The sequence below is a fragment of the Desulfoscipio gibsoniae DSM 7213 genome (genome assembly GCF_000233715.2).
In the GTDB taxonomy this organism is placed as follows: domain Bacteria; phylum Bacillota; class Desulfotomaculia; order Desulfotomaculales; family Desulfallaceae; genus Sporotomaculum; species Sporotomaculum gibsoniae.
The window spans coordinates 40,690-57,921 of sequence record NC_021184.1; the positions used below are offsets into that span (position 1 = coordinate 40,690).

A 17,232-nucleotide genomic window follows, 5' to 3' on the forward strand; every position below is an offset into this window, starting at 1 on the left:
TACAGTTTTTTTTAACCAACTCGACAGCTGTGGAAACAAAAAGGTTCTGCAGGTAAAACCGCAGAACCTAGTAATTAGGTTATTTCTAAATGGCTGCTTTTAGCACAGCATCGTGATGCTGCTGTACATATGATTTTGATATGCCGGAGCCGTGGGGTTGGCTGTTATACAAATACATATCAAAGTGCCCGGTTACACCGTTATTGGATATGTTTTCGATATCAGTATGGGGCATGCCGGACAGGGATGCGGCAATAGCTTGTCCTCCTATCTGAACACAAACCGGCCTGGGTGTCCAGGTCCAGTCCTTAAAAAGGTCTAACATGCTATTGGTGTCCTCTGTAGTCAGAGGCTCGACATCGCAGTGGTTGGATCCGCCCAATACTGCAAAACGCATGGTTTTACCGGTCTGGGTATCGGTAACGGTAAATTTTAGGCCTGGTTTTAATATGTTTATTCCTTCTTCAAACCAATCAACTAACTGGCCATACCTGTTGGAATAGCTTTCCCCTTGTGGCACTTCGTTCCTGGGGCGGTCAACATAACCCCTGGAGACGCTGCTGCTGTTAAAAACTAATGTTTGACCGGCATAAATCATGTCTCCCTGGATATTGTTCAGGTTGCGTATACCTTCAATGGTAATGCCAATTTTTTGTGCGATGCTGCTCAGTGTATCCCCGGCTTGTACAATATAAGTGCCCTGTTGGGTATAACCGGTATTTTGTTTTGCTGTTACTGCTTGAGTAGGTAAGGATTTGGAAGTGTCGTCAAGCTTGAGAACTTGACCAATGGCCAGGAGGTCACTTTGTAGATTGTTAATTTTTATAATCTTTTCAACACTAATATCGTATTTTTGGGAAATTTTCCACAGCGAATCTCCTTGTGCCACCGTGTAGTCAGCGGCGCAAGCCGGGTTGGTGTTAAACAAAAACAAAAGCAGCAAGCCAGTCAGAAACATTTTAATTTTAATCATTAAGTTGTCTCCTTTACGCAATATCTCTCTTATTACCTAAATGTAAAACATTCTATGTTCGGTATTTTTATCCTTTATTTTTTATAAACTCAACTTTCGCACCTTAAAAATAAGCTCAAGCTCTTAATATGCAAGCGTTTTGGAATTATTAATATCAAGCAACTGCTCTTTTCTGAAGCGAACTTTTCAGAAAGGCAGGTAATTGCTCGAAAACGTATCCAAAAAATGTTGAATTTGTTCTTCAGAAAGAAGAAATTCCTTGCTAAATGATGAGGCGAAAAGATCTATGATTAAAAGAACAGCTTCGGTAAAGCGAATATCCTCAATTTCATCGCAACACAGATAAAAGAGCTCGCCAAGGGTCTTGGGGTCTTTCTCCTCTCTGGCACTTAAAGCCAGCATGATATATCGCACAAAGACAATGGTGGTATGAGCAGTAAGCGCATCATAACTACGGCACTGGAATTCCTTTGCCAAATGCAAATGGGACTTTGTGACTTTGAAGAAACACTCGATTTCCCAGCGTTTGCCATAAATACGGATAACTTCTTCATCAGATAGCTCAAGGTTTGTTGTTAAGATTGCCAACCATTTTTTTGAGCGGTTACGGTCTCGAACGAAGATGATTTTTACCAGAACGTCATTTCCGTTTTGGGCCTTACCAAGCCCGACAACGACGGATGATAGAATCTTGGCCCGCCCGCGTTTTTTGCGAAGAACTTTGTAAAGTTGACCCAATGTATATTCGCTTCCATTATAGGTGTAATAAACGCGGTGCATATTCTTGAGCATACAAACAACATGCAAATGGTATTCTGTCAGCACCCGCTTGATTACGACTGGAAAGGCAAACCAGCTATCAAAAAGCAGGGTACTCGCACAAAGTTGAAAAGGGTTCACTTGGTCGAGAAGCGAGAACATAGTTTCTGTGGATTTTTGAATAGCTTCTTTGCGACGGCGGTATCCAACTGTCCGTTTGTCAATCCTTTGATTTAGCCCCTGGTAACGATTTTCTCTTTATCAGAGCTAAGCAGAGAGAACGCAAGGGGCAGAAAGGTTCCACCATCAGACCAACCCAAGGTCAGCATCCGAAACCCTTTCAGATACCGATTTGTTGAATGATCGTGAACCCGGGACAATAATTCAACCGATTTACTACGGTTTCTGGAATAAGTAGAGTCGTCTAAAATCAATACACGAGCCCGGCCCTCTGATGTCAGGGGTAAAAGTCTTGTTTTGATGAGAAATGAGCTGATTGTAACAAGAAATTTCCGCCAATTGAATGTAGGCCTGTTTAGAAAACGATATATCGCATCTTTGGAAGGAGCGTTATCTATACGACCTGACTCCAATGTTCGATAAAGATTTTTCCCTTGAAATACAAGGGAAAAGATAAAATTGGAAAAGGAACAATGGCGATAGACCGGATTCTTTTCGGATATTCGCCTGGTGCAAAAAGGTTCCTATTTTTGCCTGCTTTATAAACCGATCAGAATAAGATTTAGCCTGTTCATTGTTATCATTTTTGGTAAAATTATAGCCACAGAAAACATCCTTTCTTGGTGTGTTGTTGTGGTGACTACATTTTACCAAAAAAGGCGTGTTTTCTGTTTGTTTTTGCTTAAAAAAGTTGGCCTAAATTCTTATTTTGTAAGGGGTTAGACTGATTTTTGAACTGCGAAAGTTGAGTTATAAAATAATAAAATATTATTTTATATTGCATATGGTTAGGTTGGAAATGTAATTTGCTGACAAATAATTGGTGTTTGGGGGTAGTTAGGAAAAAATTTTTAAAGGTCTGATAGGTGCCGGGTGTTGAAAGGTTGAAAATCAAAGATTTTCAACCTTTCAACACCCGGCACCAACAAGCTCTTAAAAAAAATTTTTTCGGTGGGCAGGAAATTTATAATTAAAGCAGAATATACTTTTATTATCCAAATGTAGTGATATGGTAACACGGCGGTAATTAATTGTAGCTGTGCTGAGAGTGGAAGCAAAAGAATGGAAGCAGGAGAACCGTCCCCGTGCTTTCCCATGCTTTCTAAAAAAAGGGTAGGACAGTAGTACGGTAGGTAAAGTTGATGCGGATTTCCGGCGTTTCCAAAGCAGTCCCGGCTTAATTGATATGCGGGGGTTGTTGCTTTTGGGCAACTGGACGGCCAACCGCTCTTCTTTTTAAACTCCTACGGGGGTTTTTTTTGTTGCCAAAAAAAATATTGAGGAGGTTGCGGTAATTGAGAAAGGATGGCAGTAAGGTGTTATGGGGGTTGAACAAAAGTTTACTGGGGCTATTAATGCTGGCTATGCTGGTATTTTTAGCCGGCTGCGGTTCTTCAGCAGAGGATAATGATGCAGGGCAAGTTGTGGAGTTAAAGCTGGCGCATTTCTTTCCCAGCACTCACCCGGCGGAGGAAGATTTGATCCAGCCTTGGGCCGACGCGATTGAAGAAGCTACTAATGGCCAGGTGAAAATAACCAGCTATCCCGGGGAGACACTGCTTAAAGCTGATCAGATTTATGACGGTGTAGTTAGCGGTGTTGCCGATATGGGTATGTCTTGTTTCTCCTATACCCGGGGGCGTTTCCCGGTAATGGAAGCTTTTGAATTACCCGGCGTCATTTATAATAACTCCAAAGTGGCCAGCACGGTGGCCTGGGAAGGTATCAAGCAAATTAATCCGGAAGAAATCCAGGATACTAAAATGATGATGGCGCTGACCACCGGCCCTGGAGACTTGTTTACCAAAGCTCCGGTGCGTCGCCTGGAAGACCTTCAGGGGTTGGAAATAAGAGCCACGGGCTTAAGCGCTCTAACACTTCAGAAACTCGGGGCCAATCCGGTGGCGATGCCTCAGTCCGACGCTTATGAGGCTTTATCGAAGGGAGTTGTCAAAGGCAATCTTTCGCCGGTGGAGGTTTTGAAAGGTTGGAAACATGCTGAGGTAACTAAATATTTAACCAGAACACCGTTTCTTTACAATACCCTATTTTTTGTTACTATGAACCTGGATAAGTGGAATTCGTTGTCTCCGGAAAACCAAAAAGCCATAGAGGCAATTAATGAAAAATATTTTACAGAGGTGGCCATGGGCCTGTGGGATAAGCAAAATGAGGCGGCTATGAAGTGGGCTGTTGAAGACCAGGGAGTTCAAGAGATAAAACTTACTGATGAGGAAGCCGAACGGTGGATAAATCTTGTGCAGCCCATCCAGGATGAATTTGTCGCCAATTTGGATGCCAAGGGGCTTGAAGGCCGGCAGGTTATGGATACGGTGCTTGAGCTGGCTGATAAATACAATAAAGAATACCAGTAAATTATTAGGGGTGATGGGCAGGTGTTTAAATTTACTGGCCTGGTGTCGGGGCTAAGTCGCATTTTGGATAAAATAGCCGGGTTATGTATGGTATGCGCTATGCTGCTGGTGGTTGCCAACATACTGTTAAGGGCTTTATTTAGTCGTCCAGTTTTGGGGGTTTACGAATATGTTACATTTTTGACTGTAGCCACTATTGGTCTGTCTCTGGCTCACTGCGCGCTGCAGAACGGGCATATTGCTGTAAGCTTTATGTTTGACCGGCTGCCTTTGAAAATACAAGAGTTGGTGGATCTGATTATCAATACCGCTGGTTTATTATTCTGGAGCATTTGTGCCTGGCAGGTTGCTATTTTTGCCAATAGCACTGCTGCCAGCGGTGTAGTGTCACCCACTTCACAAATACCGTTGCATCCCTTTATATATCTGGCTGCCTTTGGGTTGCTGGCCCTTGGCCTTGTATTGCTGGTTAGAACAATGGAATCTGTGCAGAGGTTGTTGCAGCCTTCTCTAACACCCCTGTCAACGCCAGGGATTAAAGCGGCAAAATCCATACAAAAGGCGGCGGCAGTGAATAAATGAGCACACTGGTAGTTGGTTTAATCAGTATCATAGCCTTTTTTATTCTATTGGTTTTGCGAATGCCCATTGCTTTTGCTATGGCCCTGGTGGGCTTAGTCGGGTTTGCCTGCCTGACCTCGCCATCTGCGGCTTTTAGTATGGTGGCCAAGGAAATATATGCTACTTTTTCTAACTATTCATTAGGTGTTATTGCCATGTTTGTCTGGATGGGATTTTTGGCCTTTTATTCAGGTATTGGCACCAGAATGTATGTATTTGCGTATAAATTAATCGGCCATTACCCCGGGGGTCTGGCTATAGCCACTCAGGCGGCATGTGGCGTTTTTGGGGCTATTTGTGGTTCCAATACGGCTACAGCGGCTACCATTGGCGCTATTGCACTGCCGGAGATGAAGAAGTACAAATATGACGATGCGCTCGCTACGGCCAGCGTTGCTGCCGGCGGCGTACTGGGTGTTTTGATTCCGCCCAGCGTGATATTCATTGTTTACGGTATGGCAACGGAACAGTCGGTGGGTAAACTTTTTATGGCAGGTATTTTGCCGGGTATACTGCTGATGTTGTTGTATATGGCTGCCATAGCCTTAATTACCTTTCGCAAACCCGGTCTTGGCCCCGCCGGGCCCAAGGCAAATTGGCGGGAAAGAACCGAGGCGCTCCGCGGTGGGCTAGGGGAGGTTTTGATTATCTTTACCCTATCCATGGGCGGGTTGTTTATTGGGTGGTTTACGCCTACGGAAGCAGGCGCTGTGGGTGCCGCGGGAGTTTTGGGGGTAGCTCTGTTTAAAAAAAGTATAAGCTGGGAGGGATTTAATAAATCCCTCTTAGATGCCACGCGTACTACGGCTATGATTATGCTGCTTATTGCCGGGGCCATGATTTTTGGGCGTCTGATGGCAATAAGCAGGCTGCCCTTTGAACTGGCACAAATGGCAGGTACACTGCCTCTGCCTCCCTTTGCCGTGATGGCAATCATATTGTTTATCTACCTGGTATTGGGCTGTTTTATTGACGCGCTGGCCCTGGTTTTACTAACTATACCTATATTTTATCCCATTGCGGTGAATACTCTGGGCTACGATCCCATCTGGTTCGGGGTAATTATTGTTATGACGGTGGCTATGGGCGTAATAACGCCCCCGGTGGGCATGAATGTGTATATTATCAAGGGGGTCGCGCCTGATATACCACTGGAAGTGATTTATAAGGGGATATGGCCTTTTTTGGGGGCGGTTGTAGTTTGTTTGGCTCTGCTAATCGTCTTTCCGCAATTAGCCACTTTTTTGCCCAGATTAATGTCTTAGTTTGCCGACAAACTGTTATGGGAGGAGTAGAATTCAGTACCTTGTAGTGTCCTGCCGTCTAATATCATTGTTTTACCCTACCAGATTCCCTAAATATATCCTATCATTATCCTTATGCAGGGAGTTGTTGTTTATCAGATAGCAACTCCCTATTTTATTATGACTGGAAAAATGCGGTTAATCAGGCTTTAGCGGTGCTGAGACCGCTGAGATACCCTGTAGAGAAAGCGATTTGCAAATTATAACCCCCGGTTAAAGCATCTACATCAATTATTTCCCCGGCAAAATACAAGCCTTTTATAATTTTAGACTCCAGGGTTGAGGGGTTGATTTCTTTAACGTTAATACCGCCGCTGGTAATAATGGCTTCATTTAACGGGCGGGTGCCGGTAATGGTTAAAGTGATATTTTTTAGAGTTTGTACCAGTATAGAACGCTCTTTTTTGCTAATCTGGTTTACCTGTTTGTGTATATCCAAGCCGGATAACCGCAGCACGATGGCAATCATCTTCTGGGGCAGTAAATCATCAAGAGCGTTTTTTAAATGTTTACCGCTATATTTATTAAAGTCTCTCTGTAACCGGGCATCCAGTTGTTCGGCTTCCAATGCCGGTTTTAAATCAATGGACAGCCTTAACTGTTTATTGGCCGGTGTGTTGATATATTCTTTAATCAGGCTGCTAAGGCTAAGAATAATGGGACCGGATAAGCCAAAGTGGGTAAAAATCATTTCCCCGAATTGTTCAGCTTTGATTTGGTTATTGACTATGGCCTTTATTGAAACATTTTTCAAGGTTAGACCTTGCAAGTCTTTGACCCAGCCTTCTCCGGTTACCAGGGGCACTAAAGCGGGTTTAGGTTCTACGATACTATGGCCCAGTTGACGGGCCATTTTATAGCCGTCCCCGGTGGACCCTGTTTGTTGATAGGACATACCACCGGTGGAAAGGACTACTTTGGGTGCGGATATTTGTTTAGCGCTGTTTAGAAGTACACCTGCCACCCGGTTATTCTTGACAAGTATTTTTTTAACGATGGTTTGTAGTTTAATATCCACATGGTTCACCTGCAGGTGTTTTTGCAGCGCTTTAATTACATCGCTGGATTTATCCGAGGCGGGAAAAACCCGGTTGCCCCGCTCAATTTTGGTTGGTACGCCCAAAGATGCCAGTAATGCCATGAGCCCGTGATTGTCAAAGGCTTTTAAAGCACTGTATAAAAATTTGGGGTTGGTGATGATATTATCGAAAAAGTCGTCCATGTCCCCATTATTAGTAACATTGCACCTGCCTTTACCGGTAATAAACAGCTTTCTGCCCAGCTTGTCATTCTTTTCCAATAAGACAACTTGTAACCCTCTTGCCGCTGCGGTTGATGCGCTGAGCATACCTGCGGGGCCGCCGCCAATCACTATTACATCATAATCCATTTCCTTGCCCCCGAATATTTTAATAGTAATATTATAAGGCAAATGGTCCAATAAACAAATGCTGGTTTATCTGTCTGAAGGTAGTATATAAAAATTTCCAATGTAACAACTATTTATGTTATGATAAAAATACTTATGGTTTGAAATATTTATTGACCAGGGTGCTCTATACGGTGCTGCAGAATAAGTTTAAGCTACCGCATACCGCATATTTTTTGTGTTTTGGTAGCATACACCTGTGGGTATGCTATAAGTGTCTGTTCTCATACTTTTCGAACAGGCTCTATAAATGATAAATCAAGAAGCAAAGGGGAAAAATTGGTATGTTAGTATTCAATGACTTTGGTTTAACCGAGCCCGTGATCAAGGCACTTAATAATATGGGTTTTGAAGAGGCGACGCCCATACAAGAGCGGGCTATTCCCGTAGGGCTGCAAGGAAGGGATCTTATTGGGCAGGCTCACACCGGCACTGGTAAAACAGCGGCCTTTGGTATACCTTTAATGGAAATTTTGCAGGTTAGGCGGGAGTACATACAGGGTGTTGTTTTAACCCCCACCCGTGAACTGGCCGTCCAGGTGGCCGAAGAGTTAAATAAACTCGGACAATATAAGGGCATCCGTACATTACCTATATACGGAGGCCAGGATATTAACCGCCAAATCAGAGCGCTTAAGAAAAGGCCGCACATTATCGTCGGTACGCCCGGGCGTTTAATGGACCACATGAGGCGCAAAACAATCCGCCTGAACCAGGTTAGTATGGTGGTTTTGGATGAGGCGGACGAAATGTTGAATATGGGCTTTATTGAAGATATTGAGAATATACTTAAGGATATTCCTGCGGAAAGGCAGACGATGCTTTTTTCCGCAACCATGCCGGCTCCCATCCGAGCTCTGGCCGGCCGGTTTATGAATACTCCGGAGGTTATCAGCGTTGAATCCAGGCAGGTAACAGTTCCGAATATTGAGCAAGGTTACATTGAAGTACACGAAAAACAAAAATTTGATGTGTTGTGTCGCTTACTGGATACCCAATCGCCGGACCGGGTCATTATTTTTGGCCGAACCAAGCGCAGGGTGGATGAGCTGTTTGAGGCATTAAACAAACGTGGTTATTCAGCTGAAGGTATCCATGGGGATTTATCCCAGGCCAGGCGGGACCAGGTAATGCGGCAGTTTAAGGAAGGTGCCATAGAGGTGTTGGTAGCTACTGATGTGGCCGCCAGGGGACTGGATATTACCGGAGTGACCCATATATATAATTTTGACATTCCCCAGGACCCGGAAGGTTACGTCCACCGTGTCGGCCGTACCGGGCGTGCCGGCAAAGCCGGGGTGGCCATTACTTTGGTGACACCCAGGGAGATTCATCACCTCAGGGTTATTGAAAATATGACCAGGGGAAGAATAGCTCGCCGCCCTGTACCGACGCTGAAAGATGCCATTGAGGGCCAGCAGCGCATAGCTGTAGAAAGGTTATTGTTGGCCGTGGAAAAAGAAGATATAGAGGGCTATCGGGGATTGGCCGAAGGATTATTGGAGGAAACAGATTCGGTTACACTGTTATCAGCGGCATTAAAGGTATTAACCAAGGAGCCTGATCAAACACCAGTTAAATTGACAGAAGAAACGCCAATTAGAATTAAAAAGAATAAAAATATACGCACCGGACAAAGGGGCTATTACGGAGGTCCAAGCAGCAAAAAAGGCAATGCTGGGGGGAGCAGTACCTTTAGAAGGAAAAAACGATCAAGCAGCCGGTCTTATTAATCGTCCATGTGAAGTGTGCCGGGATATAATTAGAAAGTTGATAATGAGTGATTGTTTCGCCTAGTTATAAACGCTTTCATTTCTTTGTAAAATACTGTGTTGATATTTAGGCAGTGGCTAACTTATAATTTCTAAGTAAAAAATCTTGCTATGGCTATTGCGGAATACTTTAAAATCTGCTACAATACAGTTAAGCACCATCCATACAGTGACTCGGGTTGTACGGTATGCAAGAAGCGTCGGATTTGTGGTTCGGGTTTGTTGCGAGAAGTAGGCCAGTCTATGGGTAGTGTTTTTCTGTTATACAGGTAAGTTATTTAAGTAAGCTGATCCAAGTTGTTTTTTAGTAAATTCGGTCGGGTTAAGTTCATAAGTAATACTGATCAAAGCGGAGGAAGCAAGCACTACTCCCGCAAATTTATGTTCGGTTTATGTATTACTTCAAAGCTTGGTAATATCGATAAAAAGATTGTTGTTTATTTAAGAATGATTTAACATGTAAGAATGATTTAATTACGACGTAAGAACAGTGCTTATGGAGAACTACTTTCCAGTGTTAAATAGCAAACTGTAAGGATGGTTGCTGGTGAGAGAAGGTCCGACGCCTTCTCTCATATTATTTACAGGTGGTTGCCAAGCCTGCCAGTATTTTATCGGTGATTTGGCGGTTATTATAGTTAAAAGGTCTTGCGGTTAAACTAAAAGATATGTATAATAGTTATTGCGCAGTCGCAGGAGCGCTAAAATTTAATACAATGCATAATGTAGACCACGGAGAGATGGCTGAGTTGGTCGAAGGCGCGCGACTGGAAATCGCGTAGACGGTCTGAACCCGTCTCGAGGGTTCGAATCCCTCTCTCTCCGCCACGTAGTGTTTTAAGTATAAGGACGGACTTGACTGAATGACGGGTCCGTCCTTATGCTAAACAACTGAATTTAACTTTTGGCCGTGCTAGACGGGGAGGTAGCGGTGCCCTGTACCCGTAATCCGCTGTAGCGGGGTTGAATTCCTGCCCGAGGGCTTGGCTTGTGAGGTCTGGCTTTTGTAAGGGGTGTTGACGATTGGGTCTTGCGCGACGGAGGCTTTTGAACCGTGTCAGGTCCTGACGGAAGCAGCACTAAGGAAGTTTATCCGGGTGCCGCAAGGGTGCCTGGTCCGAGCTACCTGCAAAAGTAACGCTTGGAAGCCAATATTCGACGGCAGGTGCACGGTCATTAAAATTTAATCACAGTTAGCAACAAGAAAACCGGCTTAAGGCCGGTTTTCTTGTTGCTAAAATCAACTTAAAAAAACATTATGTTGTATTTTCGACTGTATATCCCCTTTGGAGTGTATGGATCGGCTTTTATCGTATAGGCTTCCGTATAGGTCCCATGGAAGGGAAAAAGCGTTGTTGCGGCGAAAGTAGTTTTGTGGGTTAATTTATACGGGAGGTATGGATGGTGAGTTATCTGGCCTTGTACCGGCAGTGGCGTCCGCAGCAATTGGGTGAACTGGTGGGACAAAAGCACGTTACAGAGACGCTGCGCAATGCATTGATAGCCGGCAAAGTGAGCCACGCTTATTTATTTTGCGGGCCACGGGGTACCGGCAAGACAAGCACGGCCAAGATACTGGCCCGGGCTATTAACTGCTCCGAACAACACGAGGGTGAGCCGTGCAACCGGTGCCGAAATTGCCGGGAAATAATGTCCGGTGCCACCATGGATGTAATTGAAATTGATGCTGCCTCCAACCGGGGTATTGATGAAATACGTGAGCTGAAGGAGAATATAAAATTTTTTCCTTCACTGGGTAGTAAGCGGATATACATAGTGGATGAAGTGCATATGCTCACCAATGAGGCTTTTAATGCCCTGTTGAAAACACTGGAAGAACCACCTGGCCATGTGGTATTTGTGCTTGCTACCACAGAGCCGCATAAAGTGCCCCTGACCATACTGTCACGCTGCCAGCGTTTTGATTTTCGTCCCATTCCGGAAGAATTAATTGCCAAACGCCTGGAACAAGTGGTCGCCAGAAGTAATTTTGACGTGGATGGGGAGGCTGTACAGGCTATCACCCGGGCTGCCGGAGGCAGTATGCGGGATGCTTTGAGTGTATTGGACCAGGCGCTTTTGCTCAGTGGGGAAACTGCCGTTACTGCTGATACGGTGCACAGTATTTTAGGTACGGTGGCCGAAGATGTGCTGTTTGGTCTGGCCACCGGGCTGGCGGTAAAAAAAGCGGCTGGTGTATTAAGGCAGGTGGCTGAAATTGTTGCCGCGGGTAAGGATTTACAGCAGTTGGTTAAGGAATTAACGGAATATCTGCGCAGGCTGCTGGTGGTATTTTTAGCTCCCGAAGGGACGGGGGAAGCAGGGTTTAATATGCCCCCGGCAGAGTTATTGCAGCTGTTTACACGCGACCGGTTAATCAGGGCTATTGACCACCTGGTGGAGGCCGAGCAGGTTATGCGCCGCAGTGTCCACCCAAGGGTAGTGCTGGAGTTGGCGCTTGTGCGGGTTATGGATGATGATCCGCCGCCGGTGGATGAACTGCTGCATAGGATTGAGCGACTTGAAAAAGCGCTGGCCAATGGTGAACATCGGGGAATGTGCGAGGGGCAATCATATAGTAATAATGAGCCCGTGAAGGATATTTCGGCAGTACAAAGCAATAATCAACCACCACTTAAATCTACGACAGTGAATGCAAAAGTCCAGGCCGGCTTCCAAATTGATGGTAAGCAGCCTAAAATGGGTAATACTAAAGCTAATCCAACTGCTTCACCGGTTTGTGGTGCTTCGGATGATACGGCCACCGATTCGCAGGTGTTCCAAAAAATCAATAATAATTCGCCCGTGCCCGGGCCGGAGACGTCACATGCTAATGATACTGAACTGGTGCACGTGCCCGCCGGAGAATCTAATGGGTCGGAATTACAGGCAATTAAAACAGCCCCATTGAAAAATACCGGTATTATTATGGCAGAAGACCCTGTTCAGAGGAAAACCGGGAAGAATGATACTCAAGATGATCCCCGTTATAGTATAGACCAAATTAATAAATGGTGGCCGGAAATAATGGCGGTGGTTAAAAAAGCCAACCCGGTTGCCTATACCTGTTTATGCCAGGTATGGCCTGCGGAAATAAAAGAGCACCGTTTGGTGTTGGGTGTGCCCCTGGGAGATGTTTTTATAAAGAATATGGCTGAGGATCCTGGTACCAAGCAGTTGTTGACCCAAACACTGAATTCAATAACCCGATTAACCTGGCAGATACGCTGCGATTTCTATGATGCCCCGCCGCCAGGCTGGCGGAGGAACGCGGAACAGCTGGATACTGCAGAGGCGATAAGCCTGTTTCAGGGTGCAGAGGTGCCCCTGGAAAAGGATTTGGATAAAAAATGAGGAGGTACAGAAGATGGGTGGAAATATGGCTAAAATGATGAAGCAAGTACAAAAGATGCAGGCTGACATGGCCAAAATGCAGGAGGAACTGGGTAATCGTACTGTAGAAAGTACTGCTGGCGGCGGTGTGGTGCGGGTGGTGGCCAATGGACGACAGGAAATCGTAGCTGTGGAAATTAAGCCCGAAGTGGTGGACCCGGAAGATGTGGAAATGCTTCAGGATCTGGTTTTAACTGCGGTTAACGAAGCATTAAAACAGGCCCAGGATATGATGGCCAAGGAAATGGGCAAATTAACCGGCGGGCTTAATATACCCGGTTTATTTTAACCGGTAAAGGGAGCCAGTACAGTGAAGCAAATGCAATACGCCGGTGCGTTATCACGCTTGATCGGTGAATTGGCCAGGTTACCCGGGATTGGATCCAAAACGGCGCAACGCCTGGCCTTTTATTTATTAAATGCTCCCCCGGAAGTGGCCGTCAGACTGGCAGATGCTATTAGGGAAGCCCGGGAAAAGGTGCGGCGTTGCTCTTTGTGCGGCAATCTTACTGATGTTGATCCCTGCCCGGTATGCACTAATCAGAATCGTAACAATGGAATAATCTGTGTGGTACAGGATCCCCGTGATGTGGTGGCTATAGAAAAATACCGGGGTTTTAAAGGTGTCTACCATGTATTGCACGGTGCCCTTTCACCCCTTGCCGGTGTGGGGCCGGAGGAGCTGAATATTAAGAGTTTACTGGCTCGGCTGGCGGGCGGTAGGGTTCAGGAAGTTATATTGGCCACCAACCCGGATGTTGAGGGGGATGCGACGGCGCTTTATTTGGCCCGGCTAATTAAACCCCTGGGCATTAAGGTAACCAGGCTGGCCCGGGGCCTGCCGGTGGGAGCCCATTTGGAGTATGCCGATGAAGTAACCCTGGGCAGAGCCATAGAAGGACGACGGGAAATTGAATAAAATTACCACCGGGACAACTCCGTCTTTACCACGGAGGCTATTGAGGCTATTTATTCCCACACCAGGGATATTGCTAGGGAAATCAATAATGTATGTACGGCCTGTCTACTAAATGCCGTTGTCAGCAAGGAAAAGTTAATAGATGCGATTGATGTATCCCGGATTCTGATTGAATGCAAAGAAAGTTGAGGAGGGCCATAGTAAAGAAACAAGTACACCAGATTGGGTATGATAAAGAATTGGATCGTTGGAATGTCTTTAAGAAAGGTAATTACTGATGCACTATTCACTATGGTGATTGTATGTCTATTCGCGTAGCTAACCGCTATATTCCGGCCAGGGTGGAACTTGATACACATTGGTATGTGTTTATTGATGATTTAAAGTTCAGGCTACACCCAAAAGAACAATATGTAAAAATAGAGGTGTCTTATATAGATTCGGTGTCAAGTAAAAGGATTTAAATATGTATTTTGGTAAGCCCTTGAGGTGTTTATGCTCATAGCAGGAGGCGCCGAAGGGCAGTCTTGACAGACGAGTTCCCTGCGCGTGGTACAATTCTTAGCCCGACGAGGTATACATTAATCATGTTTTTTGGAGCCGTCCCGTCGGTATTTATATAACCCCACGTGCAGGGTGGATGTTAAGGCCGCCGGCCTTTTGGAGTCCCATGGTATAAATATGGTTATTATTTCAAAACCAGTATAAGTCCACTAATAAATATTAAAGCATTTATGATTATGATAAATTGCTTATCTGTAAGTTTGTTAATAAGTCTGCTGCCTAACCAGCTTCCTATGAAAAGTGCGGGTGCTAATATAACCCCGTCTATTAATATGTTTGTGGTTAGCACACCAAGTTTATAATATAAAAATATCTTCACGATATCAGAAATAAATAGAAATAAAGTAAGTGTTGCTACAAAGGTATGTTTTTTTAATCCCAACGTTACTAGGTAAATGGTAATTATTATTCCACCAGAGTGGGCGATAGCTGATGCTGCCCCCGCAATAACACTTATTGCGACACCGTAATAAGATCCCATTTTTAAATTACTAAAATAATCCGCTTTCTGTTGTTTTAATATCTGTAACATTGAAAATATAATCGCTACTGTACCAATAGTCCTTTGAATAACGATGGGAGAGGCCCATGCTAAATAATAAGTTCCTAAGACAATTCCTATTATACATCCGGGAATTAACATACTAACAGAGTTGATCACCCACTTTTTCCAATGTAAGCCTAGCGTTGATATATCCGATAGAAGCATCATTGGTGCCATGATTGCAACAGCAGTTTTTGGATCCATTACAATAGAAAGTATAGGCGTTAAAAATACGCCAGCCCCAACGCCAAAAGTTGTTTTGATAAATCCAGCCAAAAACGCTGCAATTGCCGGTAAAATATTAATCATTGAAGACACTCTTTTCGTTTTAAGTGGAGTAGTGTCAAACGTGAGCTAAAGGTTTCGCTGGAAACCGAGGGATTTAACCCCATTATGCAGACATTAAAGTTATCACTACGAAAGCATACCAAAATATTGCTATATGTGTAATCCGTATAACCACTAACCACTTTGGAACAATATTATAATGATTCAGCTCGGCTAAGGATATCTACATCGAAAAAGTGTTAGTTAAAGCGTTTCCGCGCCCAATAAAATAGCAATTTTATTTAGTTCCTTCAATACACCGGATTTAATTGGTATGCCTTCCTTAGCACGCTGTGTTGCCTTTATTTGTTTTCGTTCACCCGGGAGAAAGATGCGATCAAAATTTTCCGCTAAAGGCACCGACCTTATTTCGGATTTCATTAGCTCCACCCGGTCAATATATTCCGGTACAGGCATTAGGTTTGCAATATTTATAGCAATAAAGAAATGCCCTACATCAGCCGGTTCCATGCTATCGTTATAAATCCAACCCACATGACGTCCAAAGGCCGAACCGCTCGCTATTCCTGATAACATTTCCACTGCTAAGGCCAATGCATATCCCTTTGCGCCACCTAATGGTAGCATAGCACCCTCAAGCGCCTTATTAGCATCCGTAGTTGGTTTGCCCTTATCATCAATGGCCCAACCTTTCGGAATGGCGCGGCCTTCTCTGGCGGCAAGGATAATATTGCCCCTGGCCACGTTACAGGAGGACATATCCACAATCACAGGTATTTCCCCGGTAGGGAAACCGAAGGAAATGGGGTTTGTACCCAAATAGGGCTTTTTCCCACCCCATGGCGGTATTCCCGGAGGAGAATTGGTAAAAGCCATACCAAACATATCGGCACCGGCGGTCATTTTACAGTAATATGTGGCGGCACCGAAATGGTTACTGTGTCGTACCGGTACTACTCCTGCTCCCGTTTCCCGGGCCATCTTCATAGCTTCTTCCATAGCCCGCACAGCCACCAATTGCCCCAGGCCGTTATCACCATCAATAATAGCTACCGACGGGGCGGTTTTTATTACTGTAATTTCTGGTTTGCAATTGATACGCCCTTTTTGCAAGCATGTTAAATAAACCGGAAGGCGGCTTATTCCATGTGTATCTATACCATCTAAACTGGTATCTATAATTACTGAAGCTACAACTTCCGCATCCCCATATGGGACTCCTGATTTCACAAGCAGGTTAATACAAAACAGTTGCAGTGTTTCTGCTGAAAAAGTAGCATCCATAAAACAAACACCTTCTTATTATAATATCTCACCTTTGGTTAATTTACCGGAGGCCGTAGCTATAGCTCATTTAAAATTAATAAACTATAGTCCCTGATATCATATCTTTGGTAATTGAGTTCAGATAGATTCATTTCTGCTAGGAAAACAAACCTTTTCGCCACCTTTGACAACCACAATATCACCAGTTACGGCAACTTTGGGCTGTTTGAAACCTTTAAAAATGCTATCGGTTAAAAGGAACTGTTGCAAAAACACTTTACAGTTAACCGGCATCATAACTGCTGTTAAAGTTCTATTCAATTGGCTGATACCCTAAGTGATTGCGCGCTTTAGGTGCCGTAAGATTATTTGAACATATGAACGGGCTTAAATATGACCCGTGTTACAAAAAGACCAAAGGCATTAACCAAATGCCGGACAAAAAAATATACGTTACCTGCTGGCTAAGCTATCCCCATAGGAAGTTAATAAGCTCAAGGTATTAAACCAGGCTGTGAAAGTAGATATGGGAAAAGCCCTCGGGAAGTTTGGCTTGACTTTGACGATACCGTGGTTACCGTATTTGGTGGCCAGGAAGGTGCCAAAGTCGGTTACAACCCAATGTATCACGGTAGAAAATCTTGTAATCTCGCTAAATGACGGGTATCTGACTTTTAGTAAACCAACATTATGGTGCTTTAACTGGGTTGAGGTTCGGTTCAGCAAGTCCTAATAAAATGTTTGTATGTGTAAAATAATATATGGATATTAAGATATTATAAAATTATTGGGAATTATGTATGTATGCTAATAAAATTCTGGGCAAAAGGTATTTAAGAGTTAGG

General features: G+C 44.4%; 13 protein-coding genes, 1 tRNA gene, 1 other RNA gene and 1 pseudogene. 10 read left to right on the forward strand and 6 right to left on the reverse strand.

Annotation, left to right across the window (positions count from 1 at the left end; translation table 11 throughout):
- Positions 1 to 85 precede the first annotated feature (85 nt).
- Positions 86 to 973 (reverse strand): LysM peptidoglycan-binding domain-containing protein, encoded by an 888-nt coding sequence (locus DESGI_RS00250; RefSeq protein ID WP_006524653.1) that lies wholly within the window; start codon positions 971 to 973, stop codon positions 86 to 88.
- 154 nt (positions 974 to 1,127) lie between these two features.
- Positions 1,128 to 2,517, reverse strand: a pseudogene (locus tag DESGI_RS26585) (IS4 family transposase).
- 690 nt (positions 2,518 to 3,207) lie between these two features.
- On the opposite strand from DESGI_RS26585, the gene DESGI_RS00265 reads away from it, so the two are divergent.
- From DESGI_RS00265 to DESGI_RS00275, 3 genes are read left to right on the forward strand one after another with little or no spacing between them, the layout of a single operon-like run.
- Complete coding sequence (locus DESGI_RS00265; protein ID WP_006523134.1) at positions 3,208 to 4,287, forward strand: TRAP transporter substrate-binding protein; 1,080 nt, start codon at positions 3,208 to 3,210, stop codon at positions 4,285 to 4,287.
- 21 nt (positions 4,288 to 4,308) lie between these two features.
- The gene (locus DESGI_RS00270; protein ID WP_006523135.1) at positions 4,309 to 4,869 is read left to right on the forward strand and encodes a TRAP transporter small permease; all 561 of its coding nucleotides are present in this window, start codon (positions 4,309 to 4,311) and stop codon (positions 4,867 to 4,869) included.
- Entirely contained in the window at positions 4,866 to 6,173 is a 1,308-nt protein-coding gene (locus DESGI_RS00275; RefSeq protein ID WP_006523136.1) for a TRAP transporter large permease, read from the forward strand. Before DESGI_RS00270 ends, DESGI_RS00275 begins: the two co-directional genes overlap by 4 nt.
- A gap of 181 nt (positions 6,174 to 6,354) precedes the next feature.
- Here the strand turns inward: DESGI_RS00275 and DESGI_RS00280 are convergent, their stop codons facing one another.
- Positions 6,355 to 7,602: a BaiN/RdsA family NAD(P)/FAD-dependent oxidoreductase gene (locus DESGI_RS00280; RefSeq protein ID WP_006523137.1), complete on the reverse strand. Its 1,248-nt coding sequence runs from the start codon at positions 7,600 to 7,602 to the stop codon at positions 6,355 to 6,357.
- 323 nt (positions 7,603 to 7,925) lie between these two features.
- Here DESGI_RS00280 and cshA point away from each other — a divergent pair, with 323 nt between their 5' ends.
- From cshA to DESGI_RS26345, 7 genes are all read left to right on the forward strand, one after another.
- The gene (gene cshA / locus DESGI_RS00285; protein ID WP_006523138.1) at positions 7,926 to 9,374 is read left to right on the forward strand and encodes a degradosome RNA helicase CshA; all 1,449 of its coding nucleotides are present in this window, start codon (positions 7,926 to 7,928) and stop codon (positions 9,372 to 9,374) included.
- Positions 9,375 to 10,147: 773 nt separating this feature from the next.
- Positions 10,148 to 10,241: transfer RNA gene (locus DESGI_RS00290), tRNA-Ser, on the forward strand.
- A gap of 80 nt (positions 10,242 to 10,321) precedes the next feature.
- Positions 10,322 to 10,586, forward strand: an RNA gene (gene ffs / locus DESGI_RS23470) — signal recognition particle sRNA large type.
- Positions 10,587 to 10,814: 228 nt separating this feature from the next.
- Positions 10,815 to 12,767 (forward strand): DNA polymerase III subunit gamma/tau, encoded by a 1,953-nt coding sequence (dnaX, locus tag DESGI_RS22730; RefSeq protein WP_006523139.1) that lies wholly within the window; start codon positions 10,815 to 10,817, stop codon positions 12,765 to 12,767.
- Positions 12,768 to 12,780: 13 nt separating this feature from the next.
- The gene (locus DESGI_RS00300) at positions 12,781 to 13,095 is read left to right on the forward strand and encodes a YbaB/EbfC family nucleoid-associated protein (RefSeq protein WP_006523140.1); all 315 of its coding nucleotides are present in this window, start codon (positions 12,781 to 12,783) and stop codon (positions 13,093 to 13,095) included.
- 30 nt (positions 13,096 to 13,125) lie between these two features.
- Positions 13,126 to 13,725 carry a recombination mediator RecR gene (gene recR, locus DESGI_RS00305; protein WP_041285065.1) on the forward strand — a complete coding sequence of 200 codons (600 nt, stop codon included), beginning with the start codon at positions 13,126 to 13,128 and terminating at the stop codon, positions 13,723 to 13,725.
- 284 nt (positions 13,726 to 14,009) lie between these two features.
- The gene (locus tag DESGI_RS26345; RefSeq protein WP_353740036.1) at positions 14,010 to 14,189 is read left to right on the forward strand and encodes a DUF5348 domain-containing protein; all 180 of its coding nucleotides are present in this window, start codon (positions 14,010 to 14,012) and stop codon (positions 14,187 to 14,189) included.
- 224 nt (positions 14,190 to 14,413) lie between these two features.
- On the opposite strand, the gene DESGI_RS00310 is transcribed toward DESGI_RS26345, so the two are convergent.
- The 3 genes from DESGI_RS00310 to DESGI_RS24235 form a co-directional block, all read right to left on the reverse strand.
- On the reverse strand, positions 14,414 to 15,142 hold the full coding sequence (locus tag DESGI_RS00310; protein ID WP_006523142.1) for a sulfite exporter TauE/SafE family protein: 729 nt from the start codon (positions 15,140 to 15,142) through the stop codon (positions 14,414 to 14,416).
- 222 nt (positions 15,143 to 15,364) lie between these two features.
- Positions 15,365 to 16,405: an Ldh family oxidoreductase gene (locus DESGI_RS00315; protein ID WP_006523143.1), complete on the reverse strand. Its 1,041-nt coding sequence runs from the start codon at positions 16,403 to 16,405 to the stop codon at positions 15,365 to 15,367.
- 120 nt (positions 16,406 to 16,525) lie between these two features.
- Positions 16,526 to 16,708: a hypothetical protein gene (locus tag DESGI_RS24235; protein ID WP_157872700.1), complete on the reverse strand. Its 183-nt coding sequence runs from the start codon at positions 16,706 to 16,708 to the stop codon at positions 16,526 to 16,528.
- Positions 16,709 to 17,232: the final 524 nt, after the last annotated feature.